The 23,992-nt window shown below is 73.4% G+C and carries 15 protein-coding genes; 4 read left to right on the top strand and 11 right to left on the bottom strand.

Annotated features, from left to right (window positions below; all coding sequences use genetic code 11):
• Positions 1-129 precede the first annotated feature (129 nt).
• From O7542_RS06145 to O7542_RS06120, 6 genes are all read right to left on the bottom strand, one after another.
• Positions 130-693: a dihydrofolate reductase family protein gene (locus O7542_RS06145; protein WP_166456131.1), complete on the bottom strand. Its 564-nt coding sequence runs from the start codon at positions 691-693 to the stop codon at positions 130-132.
• A 457-nt stretch (positions 694-1,150) separates the two neighbouring features.
• On the bottom strand, positions 1,151-1,531 hold the full coding sequence (locus tag O7542_RS06140; RefSeq protein ID WP_064445437.1) for a VOC family protein: 381 nt from the start codon (positions 1,529-1,531) through the stop codon (positions 1,151-1,153).
• Between the two features lie 20 nt (positions 1,532-1,551).
• The gene (locus tag O7542_RS06135; RefSeq protein ID WP_030498879.1) at positions 1,552-1,794 is read right to left on the bottom strand and encodes a DUF5988 family protein; all 243 of its coding nucleotides are present in this window, start codon (positions 1,792-1,794) and stop codon (positions 1,552-1,554) included.
• Between the two features lie 254 nt (positions 1,795-2,048).
• Entirely contained in the window at positions 2,049-2,786 is a 738-nt protein-coding gene (locus O7542_RS06130; protein WP_043322827.1) for an ABC transporter permease, read from the bottom strand.
• The gene (locus O7542_RS06125) at positions 2,783-3,724 is read right to left on the bottom strand and encodes an ABC transporter ATP-binding protein (protein WP_043322824.1); all 942 of its coding nucleotides are present in this window, start codon (positions 3,722-3,724) and stop codon (positions 2,783-2,785) included. The genes O7542_RS06130 and O7542_RS06125 overlap by 4 nt, the downstream gene beginning before the upstream one ends.
• Positions 3,725-4,027: 303 nt before the next feature.
• Positions 4,028-4,693, bottom strand: coding sequence for an HAD-IA family hydrolase (locus O7542_RS06120; RefSeq protein ID WP_281605830.1), 666 nt, complete (start codon positions 4,691-4,693; stop codon positions 4,028-4,030).
• A 197-nt stretch (positions 4,694-4,890) separates the two neighbouring features.
• On the opposite strand from O7542_RS06120, the gene O7542_RS06115 reads away from it, so the two are divergent.
• Entirely contained in the window at positions 4,891-6,303 is a 1,413-nt protein-coding gene (locus O7542_RS06115) for an acyl-CoA synthetase (RefSeq protein ID WP_281605829.1), read from the top strand.
• Here the strand turns inward: O7542_RS06115 and O7542_RS06110 are convergent.
• On the bottom strand, positions 6,300-6,962 hold the full coding sequence (locus tag O7542_RS06110) for a 4'-phosphopantetheinyl transferase superfamily protein (RefSeq protein WP_043322816.1): 663 nt from the start codon (positions 6,960-6,962) through the stop codon (positions 6,300-6,302). The two genes, O7542_RS06115 and O7542_RS06110, sit on opposite strands and share 4 nt — an antisense overlap.
• A 156-nt stretch (positions 6,963-7,118) precedes the next feature.
• Here O7542_RS06110 and O7542_RS06105 point away from each other — a divergent pair, with 156 nt between their 5' ends.
• Positions 7,119-7,556, top strand: coding sequence for a cold shock domain-containing protein (locus tag O7542_RS06105; RefSeq protein WP_069088288.1), 438 nt, complete (start codon positions 7,119-7,121; stop codon positions 7,554-7,556).
• A gap of 42 nt (positions 7,557-7,598) precedes the next feature.
• Here the strand turns inward: O7542_RS06105 and O7542_RS06100 are convergent, their stop codons facing one another.
• On the bottom strand, positions 7,599-8,972 hold the full coding sequence (locus tag O7542_RS06100; RefSeq protein WP_069088287.1) for an AMP-binding protein: 1,374 nt from the start codon (positions 8,970-8,972) through the stop codon (positions 7,599-7,601).
• Positions 8,973-10,244: 1,272 nt separating this feature from the next.
• Here O7542_RS06100 and O7542_RS06095 point away from each other — a divergent pair.
• Complete coding sequence (locus O7542_RS06095; RefSeq protein WP_281605828.1) at positions 10,245-13,100, top strand: LuxR family transcriptional regulator; 2,856 nt, start codon at positions 10,245-10,247, stop codon at positions 13,098-13,100.
• Between the two features lie 513 nt (positions 13,101-13,613).
• Entirely contained in the window at positions 13,614-16,436 is a 2,823-nt protein-coding gene (locus O7542_RS06090; protein WP_166456128.1) for an AAA family ATPase, read from the top strand.
• Between the two features lie 107 nt (positions 16,437-16,543).
• On the opposite strand, the gene O7542_RS06085 is transcribed toward O7542_RS06090, so the two are convergent.
• The 3 genes from O7542_RS06085 to O7542_RS06075 form a co-directional block, all read right to left on the bottom strand.
• On the bottom strand, positions 16,544-17,383 hold the full coding sequence (locus O7542_RS06085; protein WP_043322806.1) for an ABC transporter permease: 840 nt from the start codon (positions 17,381-17,383) through the stop codon (positions 16,544-16,546).
• Positions 17,380-18,432, bottom strand: coding sequence for an ABC transporter ATP-binding protein (locus tag O7542_RS06080; protein WP_166456127.1), 1,053 nt, complete (start codon positions 18,430-18,432; stop codon positions 17,380-17,382). Before O7542_RS06080 ends, O7542_RS06085 begins: the two co-directional genes overlap by 4 nt.
• 87 nt (positions 18,433-18,519) lie before the next feature.
• Positions 18,520-23,979, bottom strand: a complete 5,460-nt coding sequence (locus O7542_RS06075) for a type I polyketide synthase (RefSeq protein WP_166456126.1) — start codon at positions 23,977-23,979, stop codon at positions 18,520-18,522.
• Positions 23,980-23,992 lie beyond the last annotated feature (13 nt).

Genomic DNA, 23,992 nt, shown 5'->3' with positions numbered 1-23,992 from the left:
ACCGAGAGCGGGGATTGAGCCGCGCCCGGGGTGCGTTCACCGGAGTGGGTGATGGTCGACCTCATCCGGTCGGATCAGCCGTCAGCGCCCCACCTTCACGTAAGCGCAGGCGATCGGACGGGCCGTCGTTCACTGCCCGACAGGGCGGTAGCGGAGGTGTACGACGCCGTTTCGGAATCGGCGCTCGTCGAGGAGTTCGAGGTCGACGCGCATGCCGGACGGCAGGCCCGGCTTACCCCCGCCGACGACCACGGGCCAGACGAACAGCTGGCACTCGTCGACCAGCCCGGCCTCAAGAGCCTGCGCCGCGAGGTTTGCACCTCCAACGGTGAGATCGCTGCCGGCCGTGGCCTTCAGTTCGCGTACCGCGGCGGGGTCGAAGCGGCGTTCGAGCCGGGTGTCGGCGGTCGACACCGCGGCGAGGGTCGTGGAGTACACGACCTTTCCCGCTGCCTGCCAGGCGCTTGCGAAGTCGGCCATGAGGTCGGACTGCGCGGCCAGAGCGGCGTCGGTTTCCCAGACGGCCATCGCCTCGTACAGCCGCCGTCCGTAGAGGAACGTGCCCACGGACCGCAGGAGATCGGTGTAGACGACGAACACCTCGTCGTCCATCGGCAACCAGGCGAACGCGCCGCGTTCGTCCTCCATGTAGCCGTCGAGCGACACGTTGTTCACATAGATCAGCTTGGCCATGCCTTACCTCTCGATGGTCAACCGCAACAGCCTGGACGCACGGGCGCATCACCCAGCAGCCTCGTGGGCTGCCCCGCTCATTGACTACGAACACCCCTGCCCAGATCCGACACCTCCGGCGGACACCAACAGCGAACGGTGCACGCCCACCGCCGCGTGTGCCGGCCGGGGCGACCGCCGGGCGGCTGCGTACGCTGGTGGCGGAGGCGCTGAGGGAACCGTCGGCCCGGCAGACGATCAGGTGATCGTCGCCCCCGCCGGCCCGCGTACGACTCAGGACCTGACGGCGGAAGCCGGACTGTCGGCGGGACCGCCGCGCGGCTGACCAGGAGACCGGAGGAGCGCCCAGGCGCCGCGCACCGCGCGGACTCCGGCGACGTCCCGCCGGACAGGCCGCGGGAACCCGCGCCGTACGCACGGGTTCCCGCGGCCTGTCCCGGGTCCGCCGGGACTCGCCCTACCCCGCCCGCTGCGGGCCGACGACGGTCCAGCAGAGGCCGGCGGGGTCGCGCAACGTGACCTGGTGCGACGGGGCAGCCGGCGGCTCGACATGGGCGCCCGCGGCCACCGCCCGCCGCAGCACCGACTCGGGGTCCGTCCGCTCGATGGTCAACACCTCGTCACGGTTCGCGGCCACCGACGGGTCGCCCGCCTCCCACCACTCGCTCACGATCAGGCGATGACCGCCGACGGCCAGTTCCGCGTGCACGACATGCCCGTCGAGCAGGCACTCCCGTTGGATGGCCACGGCGTCGAAGACGTCCGTGTAGAAGGCGATCGCCTCGCTCGTGTCGCTGACCGTCAGGTGCGGTCCCGTCCGCTGGTCCTGTGCCCGCATGAGACTGCTGCGTCCCTTCGCTACTCGGCGATCCGGGTCCGGCCGGTCCAGCGGAAGACCACCGGCTCGACCGTCGCGGCGGCGGTGCCCCGCTCGAAGTGCTCGTACCCGCCGTAGTACAGGATCTTGATCTTCTTCTCGGCCCTGGACACCCGACGGCTGCGCAGATCGGCCGGCAGGCCGGCCGGGCCGCCCTCCAGGACGACATCGATGACGCCGGCGGCGTCCCGGGCGACCGGATCAGCTTGCGAAACGTCCTTCATGGCACGACCTCCGTCGCATTCCGCACACCCCACGAGCCGCCGCAGGGGCGACGCGGTTCGGTCCACACAGGTCCAACGACACCCGTTGCCGGGTGAACGGACGCTCCGCGGTCGAACGTCCTTGTCCGGTGAGCGGCCACCCGTTCAGCTCCGAACGTAGTGCAGATCACATTTCGTGAGCACCCTTAGCGCACCCCTAGAAACGGCCCTGGGCAGCGACGATGCCGGCGGACCAGCCCGGTCGGGAGGCGGGCTCACTCCCAGCGGAAGAACCGCGTCGCCCCCAGGGCGGCGACGGCGGCCGTGACGGCCAGGGCGATCAGCTGCGGCAGCTCGGGGTCGGCCCCCGCCCACGCCGCGCCGATGGTGTCGACAGTCGCGCCGAGCGGCGAGTAGTCGGCCACGGCCGCCAGGGCACCCGGCATCCGGTCGCGGGGCAGCCAGGCGCCGGCCAGGAAGAGCAGCGGGAAGAACAGCGCGGGGCCGATCGACTGTGCCGCCCGGGCCGACGGCGCCAGCGCCGCGATCAGCAGGCCGACGGCGAACAGGCACGCGACCCCGAGGAGGAAGGCCAGTACGAACCCGGGCAGGTTGGCCGGCGCCGGCTGGTCCAGCAGGAACCGCACGGCGATCGAGGTGACCACCGCACCGAGCACGCCCATCACGAGGTTGACCACGACCTGGGCGACCAGCAGCAGCGCGGGCTGCACCGGGGTGGTCGCCAGACGGCGCAGGATCCGGCGTTCCCGGTAGATGCCCAGCGCCATCGGCAGGGTGAAGAGCGCGAGCATGCCGATGGTGAGAGCCAGCGCGAGCGACGGCAGGAACGTCTGCTCGGCGTGCTGGCCGGTGTCGGCGGCGGTACCGGCACGCTGCGGCAGGCCGAAGACGAGCATCAGGCCGATCGGCAGGGCGAAGACGAAGAACAACGACACGGGCTCCCGGAGGAACAGCTTCGTCTCGACGGCGATCAGCTTGGACAGGGCGCTCACGACGACCTCCCGTCGGTCGGGGACTGCGCGGCGGCCCGGCCGCCGCGGCCGGTCAGGGCGACGAAGGCGTCGTCGAGGGTGGGCTGCTCGACCCGCAGGTCCGTGTAGGTCGTCCCGCGCCCGTTGAGCACTGCCAGGACCGACTGGAGCACGTCCTTCGTGCCGGTCACCGTCACCTCCGCCCCGTAGCGGCTGACCCCGGTCACGTCGGGCGCGGCGAGCAGCAGGGCGTCCTCGACCGGCTCCGCCGGGCGGAAGTGCACCCGGTGCTCGCTGCCGACCCGGGCGAGCAGGCCAGCGGGGCTGTCGATGGCCACCATCCGCCCCTTGTCGATGATCGCGATCCGGTCACAGAGTCGTTGCGCCTCCTCCATGAAGTGGGTGACCAGCACGACGGTGACGCCGCGGTCGCGAATCCGCTCGACGAGATCCCAGGTGTCCCGGCGGCCCTGCGGGTCGAGGCCCGTGGTCAGCTCGTCGAGGATGGCGATCTCCGGCCTGCCCACCAGCGCCAGGGCCACCGACAGCCGCTGCTTCTGCCCGCCGGAGAGCTTCTGGAAGTAGGTGTTGCGCTGCTCGGCCAGGCCGAGGTCGGTCAGCAGCTCGTCGATGTCGGCCCGGTTGCGGTAGAAGGACCGGTACAGGTCCAGCGCCTCCCGCACCCGCACCTTGTCCGGCAGCTGGCTCTCCTGGAGCTGGGCGCCGACGCGCTGGCGCACCTCGGTGCGGTCGCGCACCGGGTCCAGCCCGAACACCCGGACGGTCCCGCCGTCGGGACGGCGCAACCCCTGCACGCACTCCACAGTGGTCGTCTTGCCGGCGCCGTTCGGGCCGAGGACGCCGAAGATCTCGCCCTGCTCGACGGTGAAGGAAACGTCGTCGACCGCGACCTTCTCGCCGTACCGCTTCTGCAGATGATCGACCTCGATGACCGGCATCCGGGATGGTCCTCCTTCATGTGCGGTTTGCCGCCGGGAAGGGCGGACCACTCGGCTGATCGCGGCGTCGGTCCGCGGCAACGGGCCGGACCCGGGCCGACCGACGCCCGACATCATCCGCGCAACCGATGCGCCGATCAACTGATCAGGTGACGAATCGGGGGTGTCGAGGCGGGAAACCATCCTCCACAGGGGTACCGCCCGGCGACAGGGGTGTCGCCCGGTCACGCCAGGTGTCCGGGCGTCCGTCCGGGCGGGCGGCGGCTCCGGGCGGCTTCTCGCCCACGGATCCGGTGTGGCTCGTCACCGCCGTGCCGGACAGAGCGGCAGCAGCTCGTCGAGCCGGGTCAGAACGACGTCCGGGCCGGCCGCGCGCAGCGTCTCCTCGTCGGACTCGCCCCACAGCGCGGCCACCGCCGTCACCCCGGCCGCCCGCGCGCTGGCCAGGTCGCTGGGCGCGTCGCCGACCATCAGCGCCTCCTCCGGCCGGGCCCCGAGCAGGTGCAGCGCCCGCCGTACGATATCGGGCGCGGGCTTCGGGCGGGGCACCTCGTCCGAGCCCACCACGTGGTCGACGAGCGGCAACAGGTCGAGCCGGCCGAGCAGGTCCCGGGCGCGTACACCGCTGCGGCCGGTGGCCACGGCGAGCCCGATCCCCCGCCGACTCAGGGTGCGCAGCAGCTCCGCCGCGCCGACGACCGGGCTGACCCGGTGTGCAAGGCGGTTGCTCTGCCGCACGAACGGCTCGGCGAGCGCCGCCGGCAGACCCATCAGCTCCAGCACCTCCGGCAGGTACCGGCCCGGGTGGCGGCAGTACTCGTCGACCGGGGCCAGGCCGTCGCCGACCACCTCGGCGTAGGCGAGGGCGAACGCCTCTCTGGCCACGGCGAGGCTGTCGACCAGCACCCCGTCGAGGTCGAACACCACCGCCCGGACACCGTCGGGTGCCGCCGTTGCCCTCGCGACCATCGATGTCACCTCCCCGCCCGCACGACCGCCACGGCCGGTAGGGGTGGCAGGCCGCGGAGACCCCCGACTACGGTCAGGACCGTTCTCCCGGCCCACCGGCGGCGCACTCGCCCGCCCGGATCCGGCGGTACCCCACGACCCTACCGGCGTCGCGGCCCCCGGCAGGGCTCGGACCGGGCCGCTGAGAGGATCGCACCATGCCGCTGCTGGGCTGGCTGACGAAGGGCACCGACGAGCACCCGGACGCGATCCGGGTCGGCGGCCGGGCGGCGTCCTGGGTGGAGCTTCGCCGCCTTGCCACGGCGGTGGCCGACGAGCTGCGCGGCGTCGACCGGGTGGCGATCGAGGCCACCGCCACCCTGGAGACCGTGGTCGGCGTGGTGGGCGCGCTGACGGCCGGGGTTGCGGTCGTGCCGATCCCGCCGGACGCCGGGCCGATGGAGCGCGATCACATCCTGCGTGACTCGGACGCGACGGCGCTGCTGGCCCCGGCCGGCGCGGAACGCACCGTCGGTGACGCCGGCCGGCCCGTCGTACCCGTCGACCTGACCCGCCGGTCGGACACCGTCCACCCCGAGCCGGATCCGGCCTGCACCGCGGTGATCCTCTACACCAGCGGCACCACCGGCGCCCCGAAGGGCGCCGTGATCTCCCGCCGCGCGATCGCCGCCTGCCTCGACGGGCTGGCCGACGCCTGGGCATGGACGCCGGACGACCTGCTGGTGCACGGCCTGCCGCTGTTCCACGTGCACGGGCTGGTGCTCGGCGTGCTCGGACCACTGCGGCTGGGCGGCCGGCTGCACCACGTGGGCCGCCCCCGCCCCGACCGGTACGCCGCCGCCAACGGCACGATGTACTTCGGGGTGCCGACGGTGTGGTCCCGAATTGCCGCCGACCCGGACGCGGCCCGGGCGCTGCGTCCGGCGCGGCTGCTGGTCTCGGGCAGCGCGGCGCTGCCGGCGGCGGTCTTCGCCGACCTCGCCACCCTCACCGGTCACCGGGTCGTCGAGCGGTACGGGATGACCGAGACCCTGATCACTGTGAGCGCCCGGACGGACGGCCTACGCCGGCCCGGCACCGTCGGGCTGGCGCTGCCCGGGGTCCGTACGCGGCTGGTCGGCGACGACGGCACCCCGCTCCCGGCCGACGGGGCGACGATGGGCGAGCTTCAGGTCACCGGCCCCACGCTGTTCGACGGCTACCTGAACCGTCCGGACGCCGACGCGGCGAGCCGTACCCCGGACGGTTGGTTCCGCACCGGGGACGTCGCCACCGTCGACCCGGACGGCTGGCACCGGATCGTCGGCCGGGCGTCGACCGACCTGATCAAGAGCGGTGGCTACCGGATCGGCGCCGGGGAGGTGGAGGACGCCCTGCTGACGCACCCGGGGGTCCGTGAGGCAGCCGTGGTGGGCACACCGCACCCCGACCTCGGTCAGCAGGTCACCGCGTACGTGGTGGGCGACGGGGTGGGCGAGGCCGAGCTGATCGACTTCGTGGCCCGGCACCTTTCGGCGCACAAGCGACCACGCGAGGTGCGCCTGGTCGACGCCCTGCCCCGCAACGCCCTGGGCAAGGTGCAGAAGACGCGGCTCAGCGCCGACGGTTAGGACGCGACCGCCGGGATGCTGATCGCGGTGACCACCAGTCCCCGCTCGACCAGGAACCTGCCCGCGAACGCCCGCACCTCGGCCCCGCCGAGCACCGGACCGGGCACCAGCAGCCGGGCCTCGAACGTGCCGGCCGGGTCGAACACGATGTCCGCCTCGGAGAAGTCCAGCCACTGGCCGGTGAGCGGGAACCACGCCTTGTACACCGCCTCCTTGGCGCTGAACAACAGGCGGTCCCAGCAGACGGCGGGGCGGACCGCGCCCAGCGTGACGGTGCGCGACCGTTCGGCCGGCAGGGCGATCGCTCCGAGCACCCCGTCGGGCAGCGGGGCGTGCGGCTCGGCGTCCACCCCGAGGCTGGCGAACGCCGCCGTACGGCCGACGACCGCCGCCCGGTAGCCATCGCAGTGCGTCATACTGCCGACCACGCCGTCGGGCCAGAGCGGGGCACCGCGTGCGCCGGAGACGATCGGCGCCGGGGCGAGGCCCAGCTCGCCGAGGGCCAGCCGGGCGCAGTGCCGCACGGTGGTGAACTCCCGGCGTCGTTTCTCCACCGACCGTGCCACCAGCGCCTCCTCCTCGGGGAACAGGGTCACGCCGGCGGGATCGGTGAAGGACTCGGACACCGCCACGGTGGAGGGCAGGATCTGCTCGATCACGTTGGCCGATGGTAGGCGCTGCGGCACCCCTCGCCGCGGCGGGCCTCGGCGATAGGTGCACCATAGGGGTCGGGTACGGGTGCCGGCCTGCACGGGACAGGTGCCACTCTGAGCGCCGTCCCGGTCCTGCGGGCGGGGCACCTGGATTTGGGGCGGATGGACGCGGGAATGGCGATGCTCACTGGCAAAGTGGTGCGGTTCGACGAGGTGCGGGGCTACGGGTTCATCGCCCCGGACGACGGCAGCGACGACGTGTTCGTGCACGCGAACATGCTCGACGGCGACAAGTGGGCGCTGACGCCCGGCGTCCCGGTCGAGTACGACGCGGTGGAGACCGAGCGCGGGCCCAAGGCCGTGCTGGTGCGGGTGTCCGGCGTCACGGTCGGCGGCGGGCGCAGCAGGGACAGCGGACAGGCCACGGGCGGCGCGGAGGACGACGAGGGCCTGTGCGACGTCCTCTCCGAGCGGGCCTTCTCCGCGGAGACCACCGAGGCGCTGGTGACCTCCGTGTCGGACCTGACCGGAGCGCAGATCGTGGCGGTACGTGCGAGGATGCTGGAGCTGGCCCGGCGGCACGGCTGGGTGGAGGGCTGACCGTGGCGGGGGCGGGTCACCGCTGCCACCTGTCCGGCCGGCTCAGCCGCCGGCGATCAGCAGGGACTTCCTGATCCGCCCGAAGGCGCTGCGCGGCAACTCGTCGACGAAGTGCACCCGCCGGGGGCGCTGGCCCGCCGAGAGGTACCGGCCGACGTGGTCGATGAGCACCTGCGCGGTCACCCCCTCGGCGACGACGTAGGCGGTGACCTGCTCGCCGAGCGCGTGGTGCGGCGTGCCGACGACGGCGGCGTCGCGCACGCCGGGGTGGCTCAGCAACGCCTCCTCGATCTGCCCGGCGGGCATCCGCCGGCCCCGGCTGTGCACCACGTCGAGCCCGCGTCGCCCGATGATCCGGTACGTGCCGTCGGGGGCCACGCTGGCCAGGTCCCCGGTGGCGTGCCAGCGACCGGCGGCGAGGCTCCGCCCGCCGACGTACCCGCTGAACAGCATCGGCCCGCAGACGCTCAACTCGCCCGCCGACTGGCCGTCGGCCGGCACCGGCCGGTCCTCGCGGTCCAGCACGCGCGTCTCGACGCCGGGCAGGGGGGTGCCGACAGCGCCCGGCACCGTACGGTCGCCGGGGCGCCCGGTCAGCGCGACGAGCGTCTCGGTGGTGCCGTAGGCCTGCACCGGCCGGTGCGAGGTGAGCAGTCGGAGCCGTTCGGCCACGGCGCGGGCCAGCGGGCCGTCCGCGGAAACGAGGATCCGCGCCGCGGACAGCGGCCGGGCCCGGTGGCCGTCCAGCGCTATCTTCGCCCACTGGTCGGGCGACGCCAGGTGCACGGAGCCGACCGGCCCGGTGCCGGCGTGGTCGAGGTGGACGAAACGGCTGCCGGCCCGCAGCGCGCCGAGCAGGCCGACGACCAGACCGTACGCCCGGAACAGCGGGGTGCCCTGGACGACCACGTCCTCCTCGCTCCAGTGCCACGCACGGGCCAGAAGGTCGAGGTCGGCGGCGATGGCGCGGCGCGAGATGCGCACCCCTCGTGGCGGCCCTGATGCGCCACCTGTGTAGAGGATGACGGCGTCGCTGCCCGGGGCGGGCTCGGGATGCCGCGTCGAGGCGTGTTCTCGCAGGTCGACCGGGATCGTGGACAGGCCGTCGGCCCCGGACGGGGCACGGCCGAGGATCACCGTCGCTCCGGACTGCCGCAGGATACGGCGGCGTTCGCGTTCGTCGGCGCCGGGAGGCAGCGGTACGAGCGGCGCCCCGGCGAGGAGGGCGCCGAGCATTCCGACCACCGCTTCCAGCGTCGGTGTGCCGTCGACCGCGACCGCGGTCGCGCCCCTGATCCGATCGGCGACGGCGGTGACGCAGCCCAGCAGGGCCTCGCTGGAGAGGGCTTCTCCGGCCACCGTGACCGCGTCGGCCCGATCCGCACCGAATCCACGCAGCACCGGCAGCAGCGTCATCTCCGCTATCCCCTGCGCGGGGCCGCAACGAGTCGCGGCGGCAGCTGGGACATCACGACGGCCACAGAACCCTTCAGGTCTCGGGCCTGCACGGCCCCATGTCCGGCTATCCAGACGGTGGAGACCGGGTGCCCCGAAATTAGGGCCGGGCTATCGTCGGGCACAACCCCTAGCCGCCGAGTCCGAATCCCCCTGTCCGGGCCTACTGGCCAGCTAGGACCGAATCCCGGCCGTCCTGACACAACGGCCGACCCGAGCGCTCACTCCGGCTCGGCGAACAATGCAGAGGCCGCATTTGTCCTCAGCGAGCGAAAATCGACCGTAAAACGTCCTCCTCGATGCCCGGCAGCTCGCCGTCACGGCTTTATCGCATTGACGTGTGCCGCATTAGATCAGCCTTCGGGCCGGATGGGACCGCAGGCCTCCGCAACCAACGGGACACTCGGATTCATAATTCTTTTTCATACATAATCGCAGAATCTCCCAAACGTCCGAATCGTGGCCCGCCGACGCACACCAAGCCTCGACCGCCGGCAGGGCCGGACAGGCATCGATCGCAGTTCCGGCATCAATGCCTTACATCGCAACAATCGAGCGCCTCCGGCAATTGCCGGAGCCCCGACCGGACCCCACGGCCCCGCCCCGGGGGCGGACGACACCTCCACAGCAGCTTCCGGCACCACGCCCGCCCGCGCCGGGATCGGCACGGGCGGGGTCACGAACGCCGAGTTCAACGACGATGACGCCCAGCTCGACGCCTCCGCACGCCGCGACCGCGGCAGCCTCGAACCTTGCGGCGAGAGCGACCGGTAACGCCCGGACGTCGGATTAGCACGGAAGAGCCCATTCGCCAATCAGCAGGCGGGCCGAATAAGCGGAACCATCGGCTCAGGAGAGCGCTCTGTCACGGTACGGGACCAGTCGGCGACTTTCCGTCGCCACCCCCGGTCGGGTCACACGAGACAAGTAACCCATGTTTGCCCATCCTTTACACAACTCGGCTTGCCGCCCAATTGCCCAACTGCCATACTCCCACCATCAAGCAGGTCGATAGGAAGTGTCGACCCCGAGAGAGCTGGGGAATTATCGCCGACGCACACGGGAACACGGCTCGCAGCAGCCAACCGGTCAAGTCGGTCGATGGCGCACCGGCAAGGCTCGACACCAGTCGATCCTTGCCGATAATGGAATGGGTCAAGAATTGCCGGTCTCCAATTTGGTCGAGCTGTCGGGCCGCACCGGGCACCCGGCCCTCCCCCGGAGGGGGCGGTGATGGAGCTGACCGAGCGTTCGAGCCAGCTCGGCCTGCTGGAGCGCCGACTCGCAGACCTGCTCCGCGGCGGCACCTCGCCGAGCGACCGGCCGGTGACCGTGCTGACCGGCCCGGTCGGCTCCGGCAAGACCGCGCTCTCACAGGCCTTCGCCCGGCGCGCCTGCGACGCCGGAGCACGGGTCATCGGCGCGAGCGCCTCCCGCGCGGAGCGCAGCGTACCGCTGGAGGTCGTCCGGCAGCTCGTCCGCGCGGTGCCGTCGTGCGCCGCGGACGCCCCCGACATCCGGGCCCGCCTCGCCCGGCTGCTGGACGCGGGCGCCCTCGCATGGAGCGACGCCGATCCGGCGGACGCGGAGAACGCCCGGATCACCGCCGCCATCGGGCGCGCCCTGCTCGAACTGACCTCGCGGGGGCCGCTGGTCATCGTGGTGGACGACATCCACCACGCGGACGTGCCGTCGCTGCGCTGTCTCGATTACGTGGCCCGGCGGCTCTCCGGCCTATCCGTGCTGATGGTCCTGACGGAGGCGCCACGCACCCGGCCGTGGCAGGCGGACGTGCACGCCGAGATGCTGCAACCGGCGAAGCTGCACCGCATCCGCCTGCCGCTGCTCACCGCCGAGGGGACGTTCCAACTGCTCGCCCAGCGGCTCGACATCCCGCTCGCCCGCAGCATCGCCGAGGAGAGCCACCGGATCAGCGGCGGGAATCCGCTCCTGGTGCACGCGCTCGCCGATGACCAGGCAGCCGCGCCACGGTCCGCCGGCGCCCCGGCGGTCGGCGAGTCGTTCCGGGAGGCCGTGCTGAGCTGCCTGTACCGCTGCGACCGCCTGGTGCTCAACGCCGCCCGGGTGCTCGCCGTGACCGGCGAGCCGCTGCACGGCAGCCTGCTGCCGCATCTCGTCGACGCCCGGTTGCACCCCGCGCTGGGCGCTGTCGACAAGTCGACCAGCGCGGGGCTGATCGACGAACAGGGGTTGCGCCATCCGGCGGTGACCCAGGCCGTGATCGACGGGATGACCGCCGAGGAACGCGTACGGCTGCATCTGGGAGCAGCCCGCCTGCTGCACGACGACGGCGCGCCCCCGGCCCGGATCGCGCCGCACCTGGTGGACATCGGCGAGCTGGCCGAACCCTGGATGGCGCAGACCCTGCTGGACGCCGGCGAGCAGGCGCTGCTCGACGGCGAGGTGGAGACCGCCCTGCGGTACCTGCGCCGGGCGCACCGCAGTGGCGTCGGCGAGTGTCTGCGGGCGCGGATCCGCTCCGCGCTGGCGCGCGCCGAGTGGCGACTCGACCCGCAGGCCACGATCCCCCACCTGGTCAGCGTCGCCACCGCCATCCGGGCCGGGCACCTCGGCAGCCAACAGGCCGCCGGTCCCATCCAGTACCTCCTCTGGCACGGTGAGATCGACAAGGCCGTCGACCTGGTCAGGCACCTCAGCGAGCGGTCGGATCCCGCCGATCCGCAGTCCGTGGCCGAGCTGCTCATCATCACCGGCTGGATCTCGACGCTCTATCCCGGGGTCATGGTCGACCGGCCCGCGCCCGCCGTGGCCGCGCGGGATCCGCTCACGCTGGCCCGGGTCAAGCACGGGCTCAGCGGAGTCATCCTGCTGTCCGGCGTGCTGGCCCGGGGTGACGCGGGCGTGGTCGAGCAGGCCGAGCGGACACTGTCGACCACCGGGCCGGACGACGAACCGCACATGTGGAGGGTCATCTGCGCCCTCATCGCCATGATCTACGCCGACCAGCTCGACCTGGCCGACGACTGGTGCGACCGGCTGGACCGCCACCTCGCCACCCCGCACCACCCCACCCCCTCGGCCACGCTCACCGCCCTGCGGGCCGCCGTCGCCGGCCGGCTCGGCGACCTCCCCCGCGCCGGCAAGCTGGCCGACGAGGCACTGGGGCAGCTCTCGCCGAAAGGCTGGGGGGTGGTGATCGGGATACCTCTCGCCGTCCGGATACGGGCGCTGACCTATATGGACCAGCTCGACACGGCGGCCGCCTGCCTTCAGGTGCCGGTGCCGCCGGCGATCTTCGAGACCCCGCTCGGGCTGCACTACCTGCACGCCCGCGGGACGCACGCCCTCGCCGCGGGAAGCCCCGAGGCCGCGCTGGCCGACTTCCAGCTCTGCGGGCAGCTGATGCAGCGGTGGCAGCTGGACTTCTCGGGCCTGGTGCCGTGGCGCACCGAGTCGGCTCGGGCACTGCTCCGGATGGGCCGCCGTCTGCAGGCGCGCAAGCTGGTGCGCGACGAGTTGGCCCGGCTGCGGCCCGTCCATGTCCGGTACCGGGCCGCGGCCCTGCGGGTTCTGGCCGCGACCGAGGAGGGACAGGAACGGATCCCGCACCTGCGCAGCGCCGTACGGCTGCTGCGGCAGTGCGGCGACCGGATGGAACTGGCGCACAACCTTGCCGACCTCGGTCACGCCTACGAGCAGGCCGGCGACCGGCGGCAGGCCCGCGCCGCGACCCGGTCGGCCCGGGCTCTCGCGGAGGAGTGCGGCATCCCGACGTTGTGGCCCAGCGCCCTGTCCACCAGGGACGGCGCCACCGGCAGCCGGGCGGATGCGGCGGTCCTGGTCCAGGGCCTGACGGACACCGAATCCAGGATGGCCACCCTGGCCGCCCAGGGTCACACCAATCGTGAGATCGCCGAGAAGCTCTTCCTGACGGTCAGCGCGATCGAACAGCGGATGACGCGCATCTACCGGAAGCTGGACGTCAACTCGCGCGGCGAACTCGCCGGACGGCTGCGGTTCGACCGCTCCGGCACGACGGTGCTGGATCCGCTGACGCGGGGCACGGACCCCCCGGGCGGCCGTCCGTCCGGCCCTCGGCCGCGCTGATCCCGGTCGGGCTTCCGCACGGAACAGCCGACGGGCGTCACGCGACCGTCACCCTCGCCGACCGTCGCGAAGAGTTCGCTCACCACCACTGTGGGTACCATCGGCGTGCGCCGGGAGTCGCGGTGTGGCACCATCGAGCCGTACGCCCCGACACCAGCCGCTCACCGGCGTGTCGCCTCCCCCGGGCCGATCGGCTCCAACACCCATCACCCCGAACCGCGCAACCCCTAAATGCCTTCCGGGGCCCGCAGGTTTGGGTGCGAAACGATGGGGTCTCACGCCCGTTGTCGCACCATCATGCCGGTGCCAGACTCGCCTCGACACGCGGACCGTACGGCGAGAAGACCGGTCCGACGAAGGATTTCAGGTCCACCCGGCGTGGCCGCCCGGCGCGCTCCACCCCTACCCGTCGAGACGCGGGCGGAGGGGCGGCTGTCTCCGGCAGGGGTGGCGGTGTCGGGCCGCACCGGCGTTTCCAGGCCCGCGCCGCGTACAAGGAGGGCTTACGCGCAGGTGTTGGTTCAGCAAGAGGAACAGATCACCCGTCTGCGGCGCGTGTTCCACGCGTGCGAAGAGCAGCAGCGCGGACACGTCGCGCTGGTCACCGGTGCCGTGGGCAGCGGCAAGACCAGCCTGCTGGAGTCGTTCGGCGAGTGGACGGCCGGCTCCCGCGGGCAGGTGATGAGCGCGACCGGCTCGCGGGCGGAGCGCGGTCTCCACCTGGGAGTCGTCGGGCAGCTGTTCCACAGTGCACGACTCGCCCCGGAGGCCGCCGCCCACGTCGGGAAGCTGCTGCGCGACGCCACCTCCGCGGTGCCGCTGCCCGAAGTCGGCGGCGAGGCGTCCGACGTAGACCGGGCCTGGGCACCCCTGCTGCACGGCCTCTTCACCACCCTGATCGACCTGACGGCCAACGGGCCCCTGGTCCTCCTCGTCGACGACGTGCACCACGCGGACCCGGCCTCGCTGCACTGCCTGCTCTACGTGACCCGGCGGCTGCGCCACGCCCGGATCATGGTCGTGTTCGCGGAGGCGTCGACGCTGCGCCCGCCGCACCAGCTGTTCCGCGCCGAGCTGCTCAGCCAGCCGCACTTCTCCCGGATCGGCCTGCCACCACTGACCGTCGACGCCGTCGCCCGGCTGGTCGAGGGCGCCGTCGACGACGCCGACACCCGCAGGACCGCGGAACACTACGTACGGATGACCGGAGGCAATCCACTGCTCACCCGGGCGCTGCTCGACGAACGGGCCGGTGGCGGGGGCAGCGACCACGACCTTCCGTCCGTCGGTGACGCGTTCGACCAGGCCGTCCTCGGGTGCCTTTACCGCCACGAGCCCGGGGTACGCCGGGTGGCCCAGGCGCTCGCCGTGCTCGACCGGCCCGCGTCGGCCGAACTGCTCGGCCACCTCCTCGACGTGATGCCCGCGACCACGGTCCCGGCGGTGCGGGTGTTGCGTACCTCGGGTCTGATGGAGTCCGACCAGCTACGCCACTCGCGTATCCTGCACTCGATCCTCGCTGACATGTCGGCCGACGAGCGGCGCGCCCTGCACCAGCGGGCCGCCGAGGTGCTGCACGACCGCGGCGCCGAGGCGAGCGTGGTAGCCGAGCACCTCGTGGCCGCCGGTGCGACGGTGGCCGGCTGGCGGGTACCGGTGCTCCAGGACGCCGCCGGTCACGCGCTCTCGTCCGGCCGGCCCGACGTCGCGGCGGCCTGCCTGCGGCTGCTCGCCAGCGCGCCGGTGGACGAGCGGCAACGCACCGCCACCACCGAGATGCTGGTGAATGCCCGCTGGCAGCTAAACCCGTTGACGGTGAACGGGCAGCTGACGGAGCTGGTGCAGACGGCGCGCGCCGCCGGCTGGTCCACCGATGCGAGCCTCTCCGCGGTGCCGTACCTGCTCTGGCAGGGCCGCGTCGACGAGGCTGTTGAGGCCGTCAGCGGCTTCTCGGCGGACGAGGAGCAGGCTCCGGCCACCCCGCCCGGCCGCCTGCGGATCATGCAGCTTCTGGTCTCCCTCTCCCACCCGGACCACCTGGCGAGCGTACGGCAGACGCCGGCCACCTGGAGCCGCGCGGCCGGCGCCCCGACCACCGTCAGCCCGCTCCTGCAGGCGGTCACGGTGCTCGGCACCGCGCTGACGCCGACCGCCGACAACGACACGGCGCCGACCGCCGAGCAGATCCTGCAGCGCCACCACACGGACGACGGCGCCCTCGGCCTGCTGACCGCGCCCCTGCTGGCGCTGCTCTGGGCCGGCCGGTCGGACCGGGCCGTGGTCTGGGGCGACGTGCTGCTCGACCGGCCGGTGGTTCAGCACGCGCCGGGCTGGCGGGCGGTGATCCGGGCGATCCGGGCGGAGGCAGCCCTGCGCGTCGGCGATCTGCCCGGTGCCGAGCACCACGCCCGCGCGGCCCTGGAGGACATGCCAGCCCCCGCCTGGGGAGTGGCGATCGCCGGACCGCTGTCCACCCTGATCGCGTCCGCGACGGAGTCGGGCCGGTTCGCCGAGGCCGACCGGTGGCTGGCCCACCCGACCCCGCCCGGCATCTTCCGCACCCCATTGGGCCTGCACTACCTGGCCGCACGCGGCCGGCACCACCTGGCCGTACGCCGGCCGCACGCCGCCACCACCGACCTGCGGCGCTGCGGCGAGCTGATGCGCACGTGGGGGATCGACGCGGCCGGACTGGTGCCGTGGCGGCTGGAGCTGGCCCGGGTGCAGCTCAGCGTCGGCAACAAGACGCAGGCCATGCAGCTCCTGCAGGAGCAACTGCGGGTGCCGCACGGGGTCGACGACCGGACCCGGGGCCGTACGCTGCGCCTGCTCGCCACCACCGCCGCCCAGGACCACCGGCGCAAGCTGCTCTCCGAAGCGGTCAACCTGCTCCAGTCCAGCGGCGACCGGTTGGAGCTCGTCCGCGCCCTCGGCGACACCGGTCAGACGCTGCAGCGCGCCGGAGACTCCGCCCGCGCCCGGCTGCTCGTCCGCCGCGCCTACCAGCTCGCGCAGGACTGCGGGGCGTCGGTGCTGGCTCAGCGGCTGATCCGCCGGGAGCCGGGCAGTGGACTGCCGGCGTACCCGGCCGCCGCCGAACTCCAGGAACCGGACGACGGGCTGAGCGACGCCGAGCGGCGCGTTGCCGCGCTGGCCGCACACGGCCACACCAACCGCCAGATCTCCAGCAAGCTCTTCATCACGGTGAGCACTGTCGAGCAGCACCTGACCCGGGTCTACCGCAAGCTCGACGTGAAGCGCCGGACCGACCTGCCGTCCCGGCTCGTCGTGTACGCCGAGACGCTGGCCGACGAGGCACAGAGCGCCACGTCCTGACGGCTGTCGCAGGGGCGCGGTGACCACCGCCCCCTGCGACACGGGGCGAAAGCGAGGGCCCGAACCGCAGATGCGGTTCGGGCCCTCGGCGGATCGTGTCCGGGCGGTCAGTCCATGGCGCGGCGCATGAAGCCACGCATGCCGATCGCCGAGAACACCACGAAGACCCCGGTGAGGACACACATGCACAGCCAGAGCGGCAGCGACTCGACCCCCGGCGGGCCGACGAGCGACCGGGTCGCCTCGCTGATGTAGGTCAGCGGGTTCAGCGAACAGATCACCTGATACCAGCGCAGCGAGTCCAGGCCGAGCAGCGGGAACTGGGTGGCGCCGGTGAACATGATCGGGGTCATCACCACGGTGAACATGATCTGGATGTGCTGCGTGGGCACCAGGGTGCCGAAGGCGAGACCGACCGCCGCGCCGACCAGCGCGCCGATCGCCAACACCCCGACCACCTTGAGCACCACCGCCCAGGGCCAGGTGACGCCGAGCATGAGCATGCCGACCGGGATCAGCACCACACCGGCGATCAGGCCACGGATGCCCCCGAAAACGATCTTCTCCAGCGCCACCAGCGGGGTCGCCATGGGCGCCAGGAGGCGGTCCTCGATCTCCCGGGTGAAGGAGAAGTCCATCATCATCGGCAGCGCGGTGTTCTCCAGGCCGATCAGGAAGGCGTTCAGCGCGATGACGCCGGGCAGCAGCACGTTGGAGAAGTCGTCGCTGGCGTAGCCCAGGTCGCTGAGCACCTTGCCGAAGATCAGCAGCATGAACAGCGGCTGGATGAAGACCTGGAGCAGGAAGCCGATCAGCTCCCGGCCGGTGACGAACAGGTCACGCGAGAGCACCGCGCGGAAGGTGGCGAGCTGGTCCAGCGCGCGCACCGGCGGCGGCGCCGCGGGCGGTGACGGCGCGGACGGGGGGGCGGGGGCGGTGACGCTCACCGAAGTTCCCTTCCGGTCAGGTGGATGAAGACATCTTCCAGACTGGGCTGGCCGATGTTGAGGTCACGAACCTCGCAACCCAGGTCGGCGAGGATCTTCATCGCCATCGGGATGGCGTTGGCCGGCTGACCGCTGGTGTATACCCGGAAGGACAGGGGGGCGTCCGAGTCGGCGGGCGCGTCCGGGACCGGGGCGGGCATCGGCATCGCCGGCATGCCGGGAAACGCCGGCGCGGCGACGGGCGCCTTGGCGGTCATCTTGAAGTGTTCCACCTGCTCCACGTCGGGGATCGCATCGAGCGCGGCCCGCACCTCCTCGGCGGAGGCGCCGGGGGTCACCACGAGGGTCAGGGTGCTGCTGCCCGGCAGCGTACGGGTCAGCGCGGACGGCGTGTCCATGGTGAGCAGCTTGCCGTGGTCGACGATGCCGACCCGGTCGCAGAGCTTCTCCGCCTCGTCCATGTCGTGCGTGGTGACCACCACTGTCACGCCGTCCCGTTTCAGCTCGGCGATCCGGTCGTGCACGAAGAGCCGGGACTGCGGGTCGAGGCCCGCCGACGGCTCGTCGAGGAAGAGCACCCGGGGCGAGTGCATCAGCGCGCGGGCGATCATCGTCCGCTGGGCGAGGCCGCCCGACAGGAAGTCGGTGCGGTGGTTCGCGAAGTCCTTGAGCCCCATCTGGTCCAGCAACTCGTCCGCCCGCCGGATGCGCTGCGCCCGGGGCACCCGGTGGTAGGCCGCGTGGAACAGCAGGTTCTGCCGGACGGTCAGCGCCCGGTCCAGGTTCACCCGCTGCGGTACGACCGCCAGCAACTGCCGGGCGGCGGCGGGCGAGCCGATCACGTCCGCGCCGCACACCCGGGCCCGGCCCGAGGTGGCCCGCACCCGTGTGGTCAGCACCCCGATCGTCGTCGTCTTGCCCGCACCGTTCGGCCCGAGCAGGCCGAAGACCTCACCGGCGGCGACGGAGAAACTCAGCCCGTCCACCGCCGGTGGCATGTTGGGCTGGTACCGCTTGACCAGCTCCGTGACCACCACTGCCTCGTCCACGTCGTCATGCTCCGTCCTGGAACGTCGGTCCGATAGATGTATGTGTGCCGATAGGGGGCGCTAGGGGCACGCCAGGGGCGGAACCGGTCACAGACCCCGCGCGGCCAGCCAGCGCTGGACCGTGCCGGCGAGTTCCGGCCCCCGGTCGGCGACCATGCTGAAGTGGTCGCCGGCCGCGTCGACAGCCTCGTGCGGGTAGGGCCAGCGCGACCGCCAGCCGTCCGGTTCGCCGTCCCACTCCCCCAGCGGCTCGGTGGCCCGCACCAGCAGGGTCGCCGCCGCCATCTCGGTCGGCTGCCAGTCCAGGAACAGCGGCAGGTAGCCCGCCCACGCCGTCGTCCGCCAGTCGTCCATCGGCGTGTACGCGGTGTCCCGGTCGATCATCCCGTCGAGAAGCTGCGGCACCCACCCGCCGAGCACCTCGCTGTCGGCCGGGTAGGTGTCCATGAGCACCACCGCGTCCGGCGGGCGGCCCTGGCGTTCCAGCTCCCCGGCGAGCAGGTTGGCCACCATCGCACCACCGGAGTGACCGGCCACCACGAACGGGCCGGCACCGACGGTACGCAGCACCGTGTCGGCGTGCACCCGCAGCAGCGCGTCGAGGTCGGCGGGAAGCTCCTCGCCCACGCCGAACCCGGGGTTGGGCAGGGCCCACACGTCACGTACGCCCCGGAAGCCGGCGGCCAGCCGGGCGTACTCGTGCGCGCCGGAGAGCAGCGACATCGTGCAGCAGCACACCAACTGCGCCCGGGCGCCGCCCTCGGCCAGCCGGAGGATACCGGCCGGGCGGGTGAGCTGCGCAGGCTCGCGGAAGCGGGGGCGGAACTGGGCGAGTTTGACCAGCAGTTCGGCATACCCGGCCGGGTCCTCGCGCGCCTTCGGCTGGTTGAACAACCCGCCGAGCAGTCCGCCGCCGGCACTCTCCCCGGCAGGTCCACCGGCGTCGTCCGCGCCGAGGAGCTGGCCGAGCAGGTGAACGGCCAGCGCCGTAGGGGTGGGGTGGTCGAAGAGCAGGGTCGCCGACAGCTCCACCGCGGTCTCCTGGCGCAGCGCGTCGCGCAGTTCCAGTGCGGTCAGCGAGTCGAAGCCGAGTTCCAGGAAGTCCCGGTCGGCCTCGACCGCGTTGGGCGAGGCGTGCCCGAGGACGGTGGCCGCCCGCGCCCGGACCAGGTCCAGCAGGATCCGGTGCCGGTCGCCGGCCGGAACGCCGGCCAGCCGCTCGCGCAGCGCGCGGGCGGGATCGGTCGCGGCGTCGCCGGCCCCCGGCTCCGCGCCGGCCGTCGCCTCGGGCACGCCGCGCAGTAGCGCGCTGGGCCGTACGGCGGTGAAGGCCGGCACGAACGCGGGCCAGTCGAGGTCGGCCACGGCCAGTTGGTCGTCGCCGCGGACCAGAGCCTGCCCCAGCGCGGACAGGGCCACGTCGGCGGGCAGCGGCCGGACCCCCCGGCGGCGCAACTGCGCCGCGTCGGTGATCTCGTCCGCCCAGGGCACCCACGCGACGACGGTGGCCGGGCGGCCGGCGGCACGCCAGCCCGCGGCCAGCGCCGCCAGCCCTGCGCCCACGGCGGCGGCGACCGCCGCTCCCCCGCTGCCCCAGACGGCGGCCGTCGAGGCGAAGACGACGAACTCGTCGACCGGCAGGCCGGCGCAGGCCCGCCCGAGCAGTTCCACGGCGGCGGTACGGGCGGCCACGGCGTCGGCCAGCTCGTGCGGGTCCAGCACCGCCACCGGGTCGCCGGCGCCGTCGGAGTCGGCGATGTGCAGGACGGTGCGGATCTCGCTGCCGGTGGCGGCCAGCCGGTCCAGCACCTCGGGCAGCCCGTCCAGGTCGCCGACGGCGGTGACTGTGACGTCCGGGCCGGGCGGGTCGGCATCCGCCACCGGCCCCACGAGGACGAGGTGCGACGCGCCGCGCTCGGCGAGCCAGCGCAGCAGGTGCGGGGTACGCACCTGCGCGGACCCGTGCACCAGGACCGCGCCGCGGGGCCGCCAGTCCGTATCGGTGGCGCCGGCCGGGGCCCGGCGGAGCCGCCGGGCATACACCCCGCCGGCGCGTACCGCCACCTGGTCCTCGTCGCCGCCGGACGCGACGACCCGGGCGAGCGCGGCGAGCGCGACGTCGTCCGGCTCCGCCGGCAGGTCGACCAGCCCGCCCCACACGCGCGGCTGCTCCAGCGCCAGCACCCGGCCCAGGCCCCAGAGGTACGCCCCGGCCACGCCGGGAGCGGCGTCGTGCGCGTCGACGGCCACCGCGCCCCGGGTCACGGTCCACATCGGCGTGCCGTTCCCCGCAGCGGCGAGGGCCCGCACCAGCGCGGCCGTCCCGGCGAGCGCGCCGGTTCCCGCGCCGGCCGCCGGGTCCTCCGCCGCCAGCAGCGAGACCACGACCGACCAGGTGCCGTCGGCGAGCGAGGCCCGGGCGACGGCGTCCAGGTCGTCTCCGACCGTGACCAGCGTCGGCTCCAGGCCCTCGGCGCGCAGCACGGTGAGCACCGCGGTGGCGTCGGTGCCGGCCCCGGCCACCAGCAGGCATCGGCCGGTCGGCGTGGTACGGGCCGGGGACAGGTCGACGCGTTCCCAGTCGGCGCGGTAGCGCAGCCCGTCCAGCTCCGATCCGCGACGCCGCCGGTCCCGGTAGGAGGCGAGGGCGGGCAGCACGTCGGCGAGCGCGTCCTGCCGGTCGGCGGGCAGGCCGAGCTCGGCGGCCAGCTCGGCCGGTCGTCCCTGCGCCACGGCCGCCCAGAACTCCTCGTCCTCTCCGGTCGCGGCGGACGGGACGAGATCCACTGTGGGCGGGTCCGGCCAGAAACGCTCGCGGTGGAAGGCGTAGGTGGGCAGCTCGACGCGCGCGGCGTCGCTGCCGTCGAAGGGAGCCGCCCAGTCGACCCCGGCACCGCGCAGGTCGACCGCGGCCAGCGCGCCGAGCAGCGTGGTCGCCTCCGGCTGGTCCCGGCGGGCGAGCGGCACGAAGGCCGCCGGTTCCATGTCGGGCAGGCACTCCCGGGCCAGCACGGTCAGGGCGCTGTCGGGGCCGAGTTCCACGAAGGTTCCGACGCCGCCGGCGGCGAGGGTGGCGACGCCCGCGTGGAAACGGACGGTGTCCCGGACGTGGTCGACCCAGTAGCCCGGGTCCGTGGCCTGGGCGGCGGTGAGCGGCTCGCCGGTGCGGTCGGAGACGATCGGAAGGTTCGGCGGGTGCCACGCGACCTTCTCCGCGACGATCCGGAAGTCGGCCAGCATGGCGTCCATCCGGGCGGAGTGGAACGCGTGGCTGACCCGCAGCCGACGGGACCGCCGGTCCTCGGCGGACAGCCGCCGCCCGGCCGCGAGCACGGCCTCCTCGTCGCCGGAGAGCACCACCGACCGGGGGCCGTTCACGGCGGCCAGGGACACCCGCTCGTCGAGCAGCGGGACCACCTCCGCCTCGGACGCCTGCACCGCCAGCATCGCCCCGCCGGGCGGCAACTGCTGCATGAGCCGGGCCCGGGCGGCCACCAGGGTCGCCGCGTCGGCCAGCGACAGCACCCCGGCGACGTGTGCCGCGGCCAGCTCGCCGACCGAGTGGCCGAGCAGGAACTGCGGGCGTAGCCCCCAGGCCGTGACCAGCCGGTATGCGGCGACCTCGTAGGCGAACAGCGCCGGCTGGGTGAACTCGGTACGGTCCAGCAGATCCGCGCCGGGCGAGTCGGCCTCGGCGAAGACCACCTCCCGCAGCGGCCGGCTCAAGTGCCGGTTCAGCTCCCCGGCCACCTCGTCGAAGGCGGCGGCGAAGACCGGGAACCGGCGGCACAGCTCGGCGCCCATGCCGAGGCGCTGGGCACCCTGCCCGGTGAAGAGGAACGCGACCTTGCCGGCCGGGCGGGCCACGCCTCGCACCACGCCGGGGGTGTCGCGCTCCTCGGCGACCGCGTGCAGGCCGGCCCGCAGCGCGTCGCGGTCCCCGCCGATCACCGCTGCCCGGTACGGCAGGGCCGCCCGGGTGGTGACCAGCGAGTACGCCACGTCGGCGGGGGTCAGATCGGGGTGATCGGCCAGATGCGCCAGCAGCCGCCGCGCCTGCCCGGCCAGGGCCGGTGCGGAGCGGGCCGAGACGATCCACGGTACCGGCGGGGCGGGCGTACCGGCCGGCCGGACGTCGTCGGTGTCCGTCGCGGCGGCCTGCTCGATGACGACGTGTGCGTTGGTGCCGCTGATGCCGAACGCGGAGACCGCGGCCCGGCGTGGCTGCCCGGTCTCCGGCCATGGCTGCGGGCCGGTCAGCAGGGACACCGCCCCGGCCGACCAGTCGACGTGCGGGGTGGGCTCGTCCACGTGCAGCGTGGGCGGCAGCACCCCGTGCCGCATCGCCAGCACCATCTTCATCACCCCGGCCACACCCGCCGCCGCCTGGGTGTGCCCGATGTTCGACTTCACCGAGCCGAGCCACAACGGCCGATCCGCGGACCGACCCTGCCCATACGTTGCGATCAGCGCCTGCGCCTCGATCGGGTCACCCAACGTGGTGCCCGTACCGTGCGCCTCGACGACATCGACCTGGTCGGCACCCAGCCCCGCGTTCGCCAGAGCCTGCCGGATCACCCGGCGCTGCGACGGGCCGTTCGGAGCGGTCAGCCCGCTGCTCGCACCGTCCTGGTTGACGGCGCTGCCGCGCAGCACGGCGAGGACCGGGTGGCCGTTGCGGCGGGCGTCGGAGAGCCGCTCGACGAGCAGCATGCCGGCCCCCTCGGACCAGCCGGTGCCGTCGGCGGCGGCGGCGAACGACTTGCACCGGCCGTCGGTGGACAGGCCCCGCTGCCGGGAGAACTCCACGAAGACGGTCGGGGTGGCCATCACCGACACCCCGCCGACCAGCGCCATCGTGCATTCGCCCAGCCGCAGCGCCTGGCAGGCGAGGTGCAGCGCGACCAGCGACGAGCTGCACGCGGTGTCCACGGTGACCGCCGGCCCCTCCAGCCCGAGAGCGTAGGAGATCCGGCCGCTCGCCACGGCTGCGGCGCTGCCGGTGCCGAGGTAGCCCTCGACGCCGCCGGTGACCCCGGTGAGCAGGGCCGCGTAGTCACCCTGGCTGCTGGTGGCCGCGTAGACACCGGTGGGCGCGCCGCGCAGCCGGGTGGGGTCGATGCCGGCCCGCTCGAACGCCTCCCAGGCGGTCTCCAGCAGCAGCCGCTGCTGCGGGTCCATGGCGAGGGCCTCGCGGGGGCTGATGCCGAAGAACGCCGGGTCGAAGTCCCCGGCGGAGTAGAGGAACCCGCCCTCACGCACGTACGACGTGCCCCGGCTGTCGGGGTCGGGGTCCGGGTCGTAGAGCGCGCCCAGGTTCCAGCCCCGGTCGTCCGGGAACGCCGACATCGCGTCGCCGCCGGCGGCCACCAGGTCCCACAGTTGCTCGGGTGACCCGACACCGCCGGGGAACCGGCAGCTCATGCCGATGATCGCCACCGGTTCGCTGAGCGCGGCGGTGAGCTGCTGGTTCTGCTGCTTGAGCTTCTGGTTGTCGAGCAGGGACGCACGCAGCGCGCCGACGACCTCGTCCAGGGAAACATTCATCGGGCGCTCCTCA

The organism is Micromonospora sp. WMMC264 (assembly GCF_027497275.1).
GTDB classification, from domain to species: Bacteria; Actinomycetota; Actinomycetes; order Mycobacteriales; family Micromonosporaceae; genus Micromonospora; species Micromonospora chalcea.
This window is presented reverse-complemented; position numbering and strand designations above follow the sequence as displayed.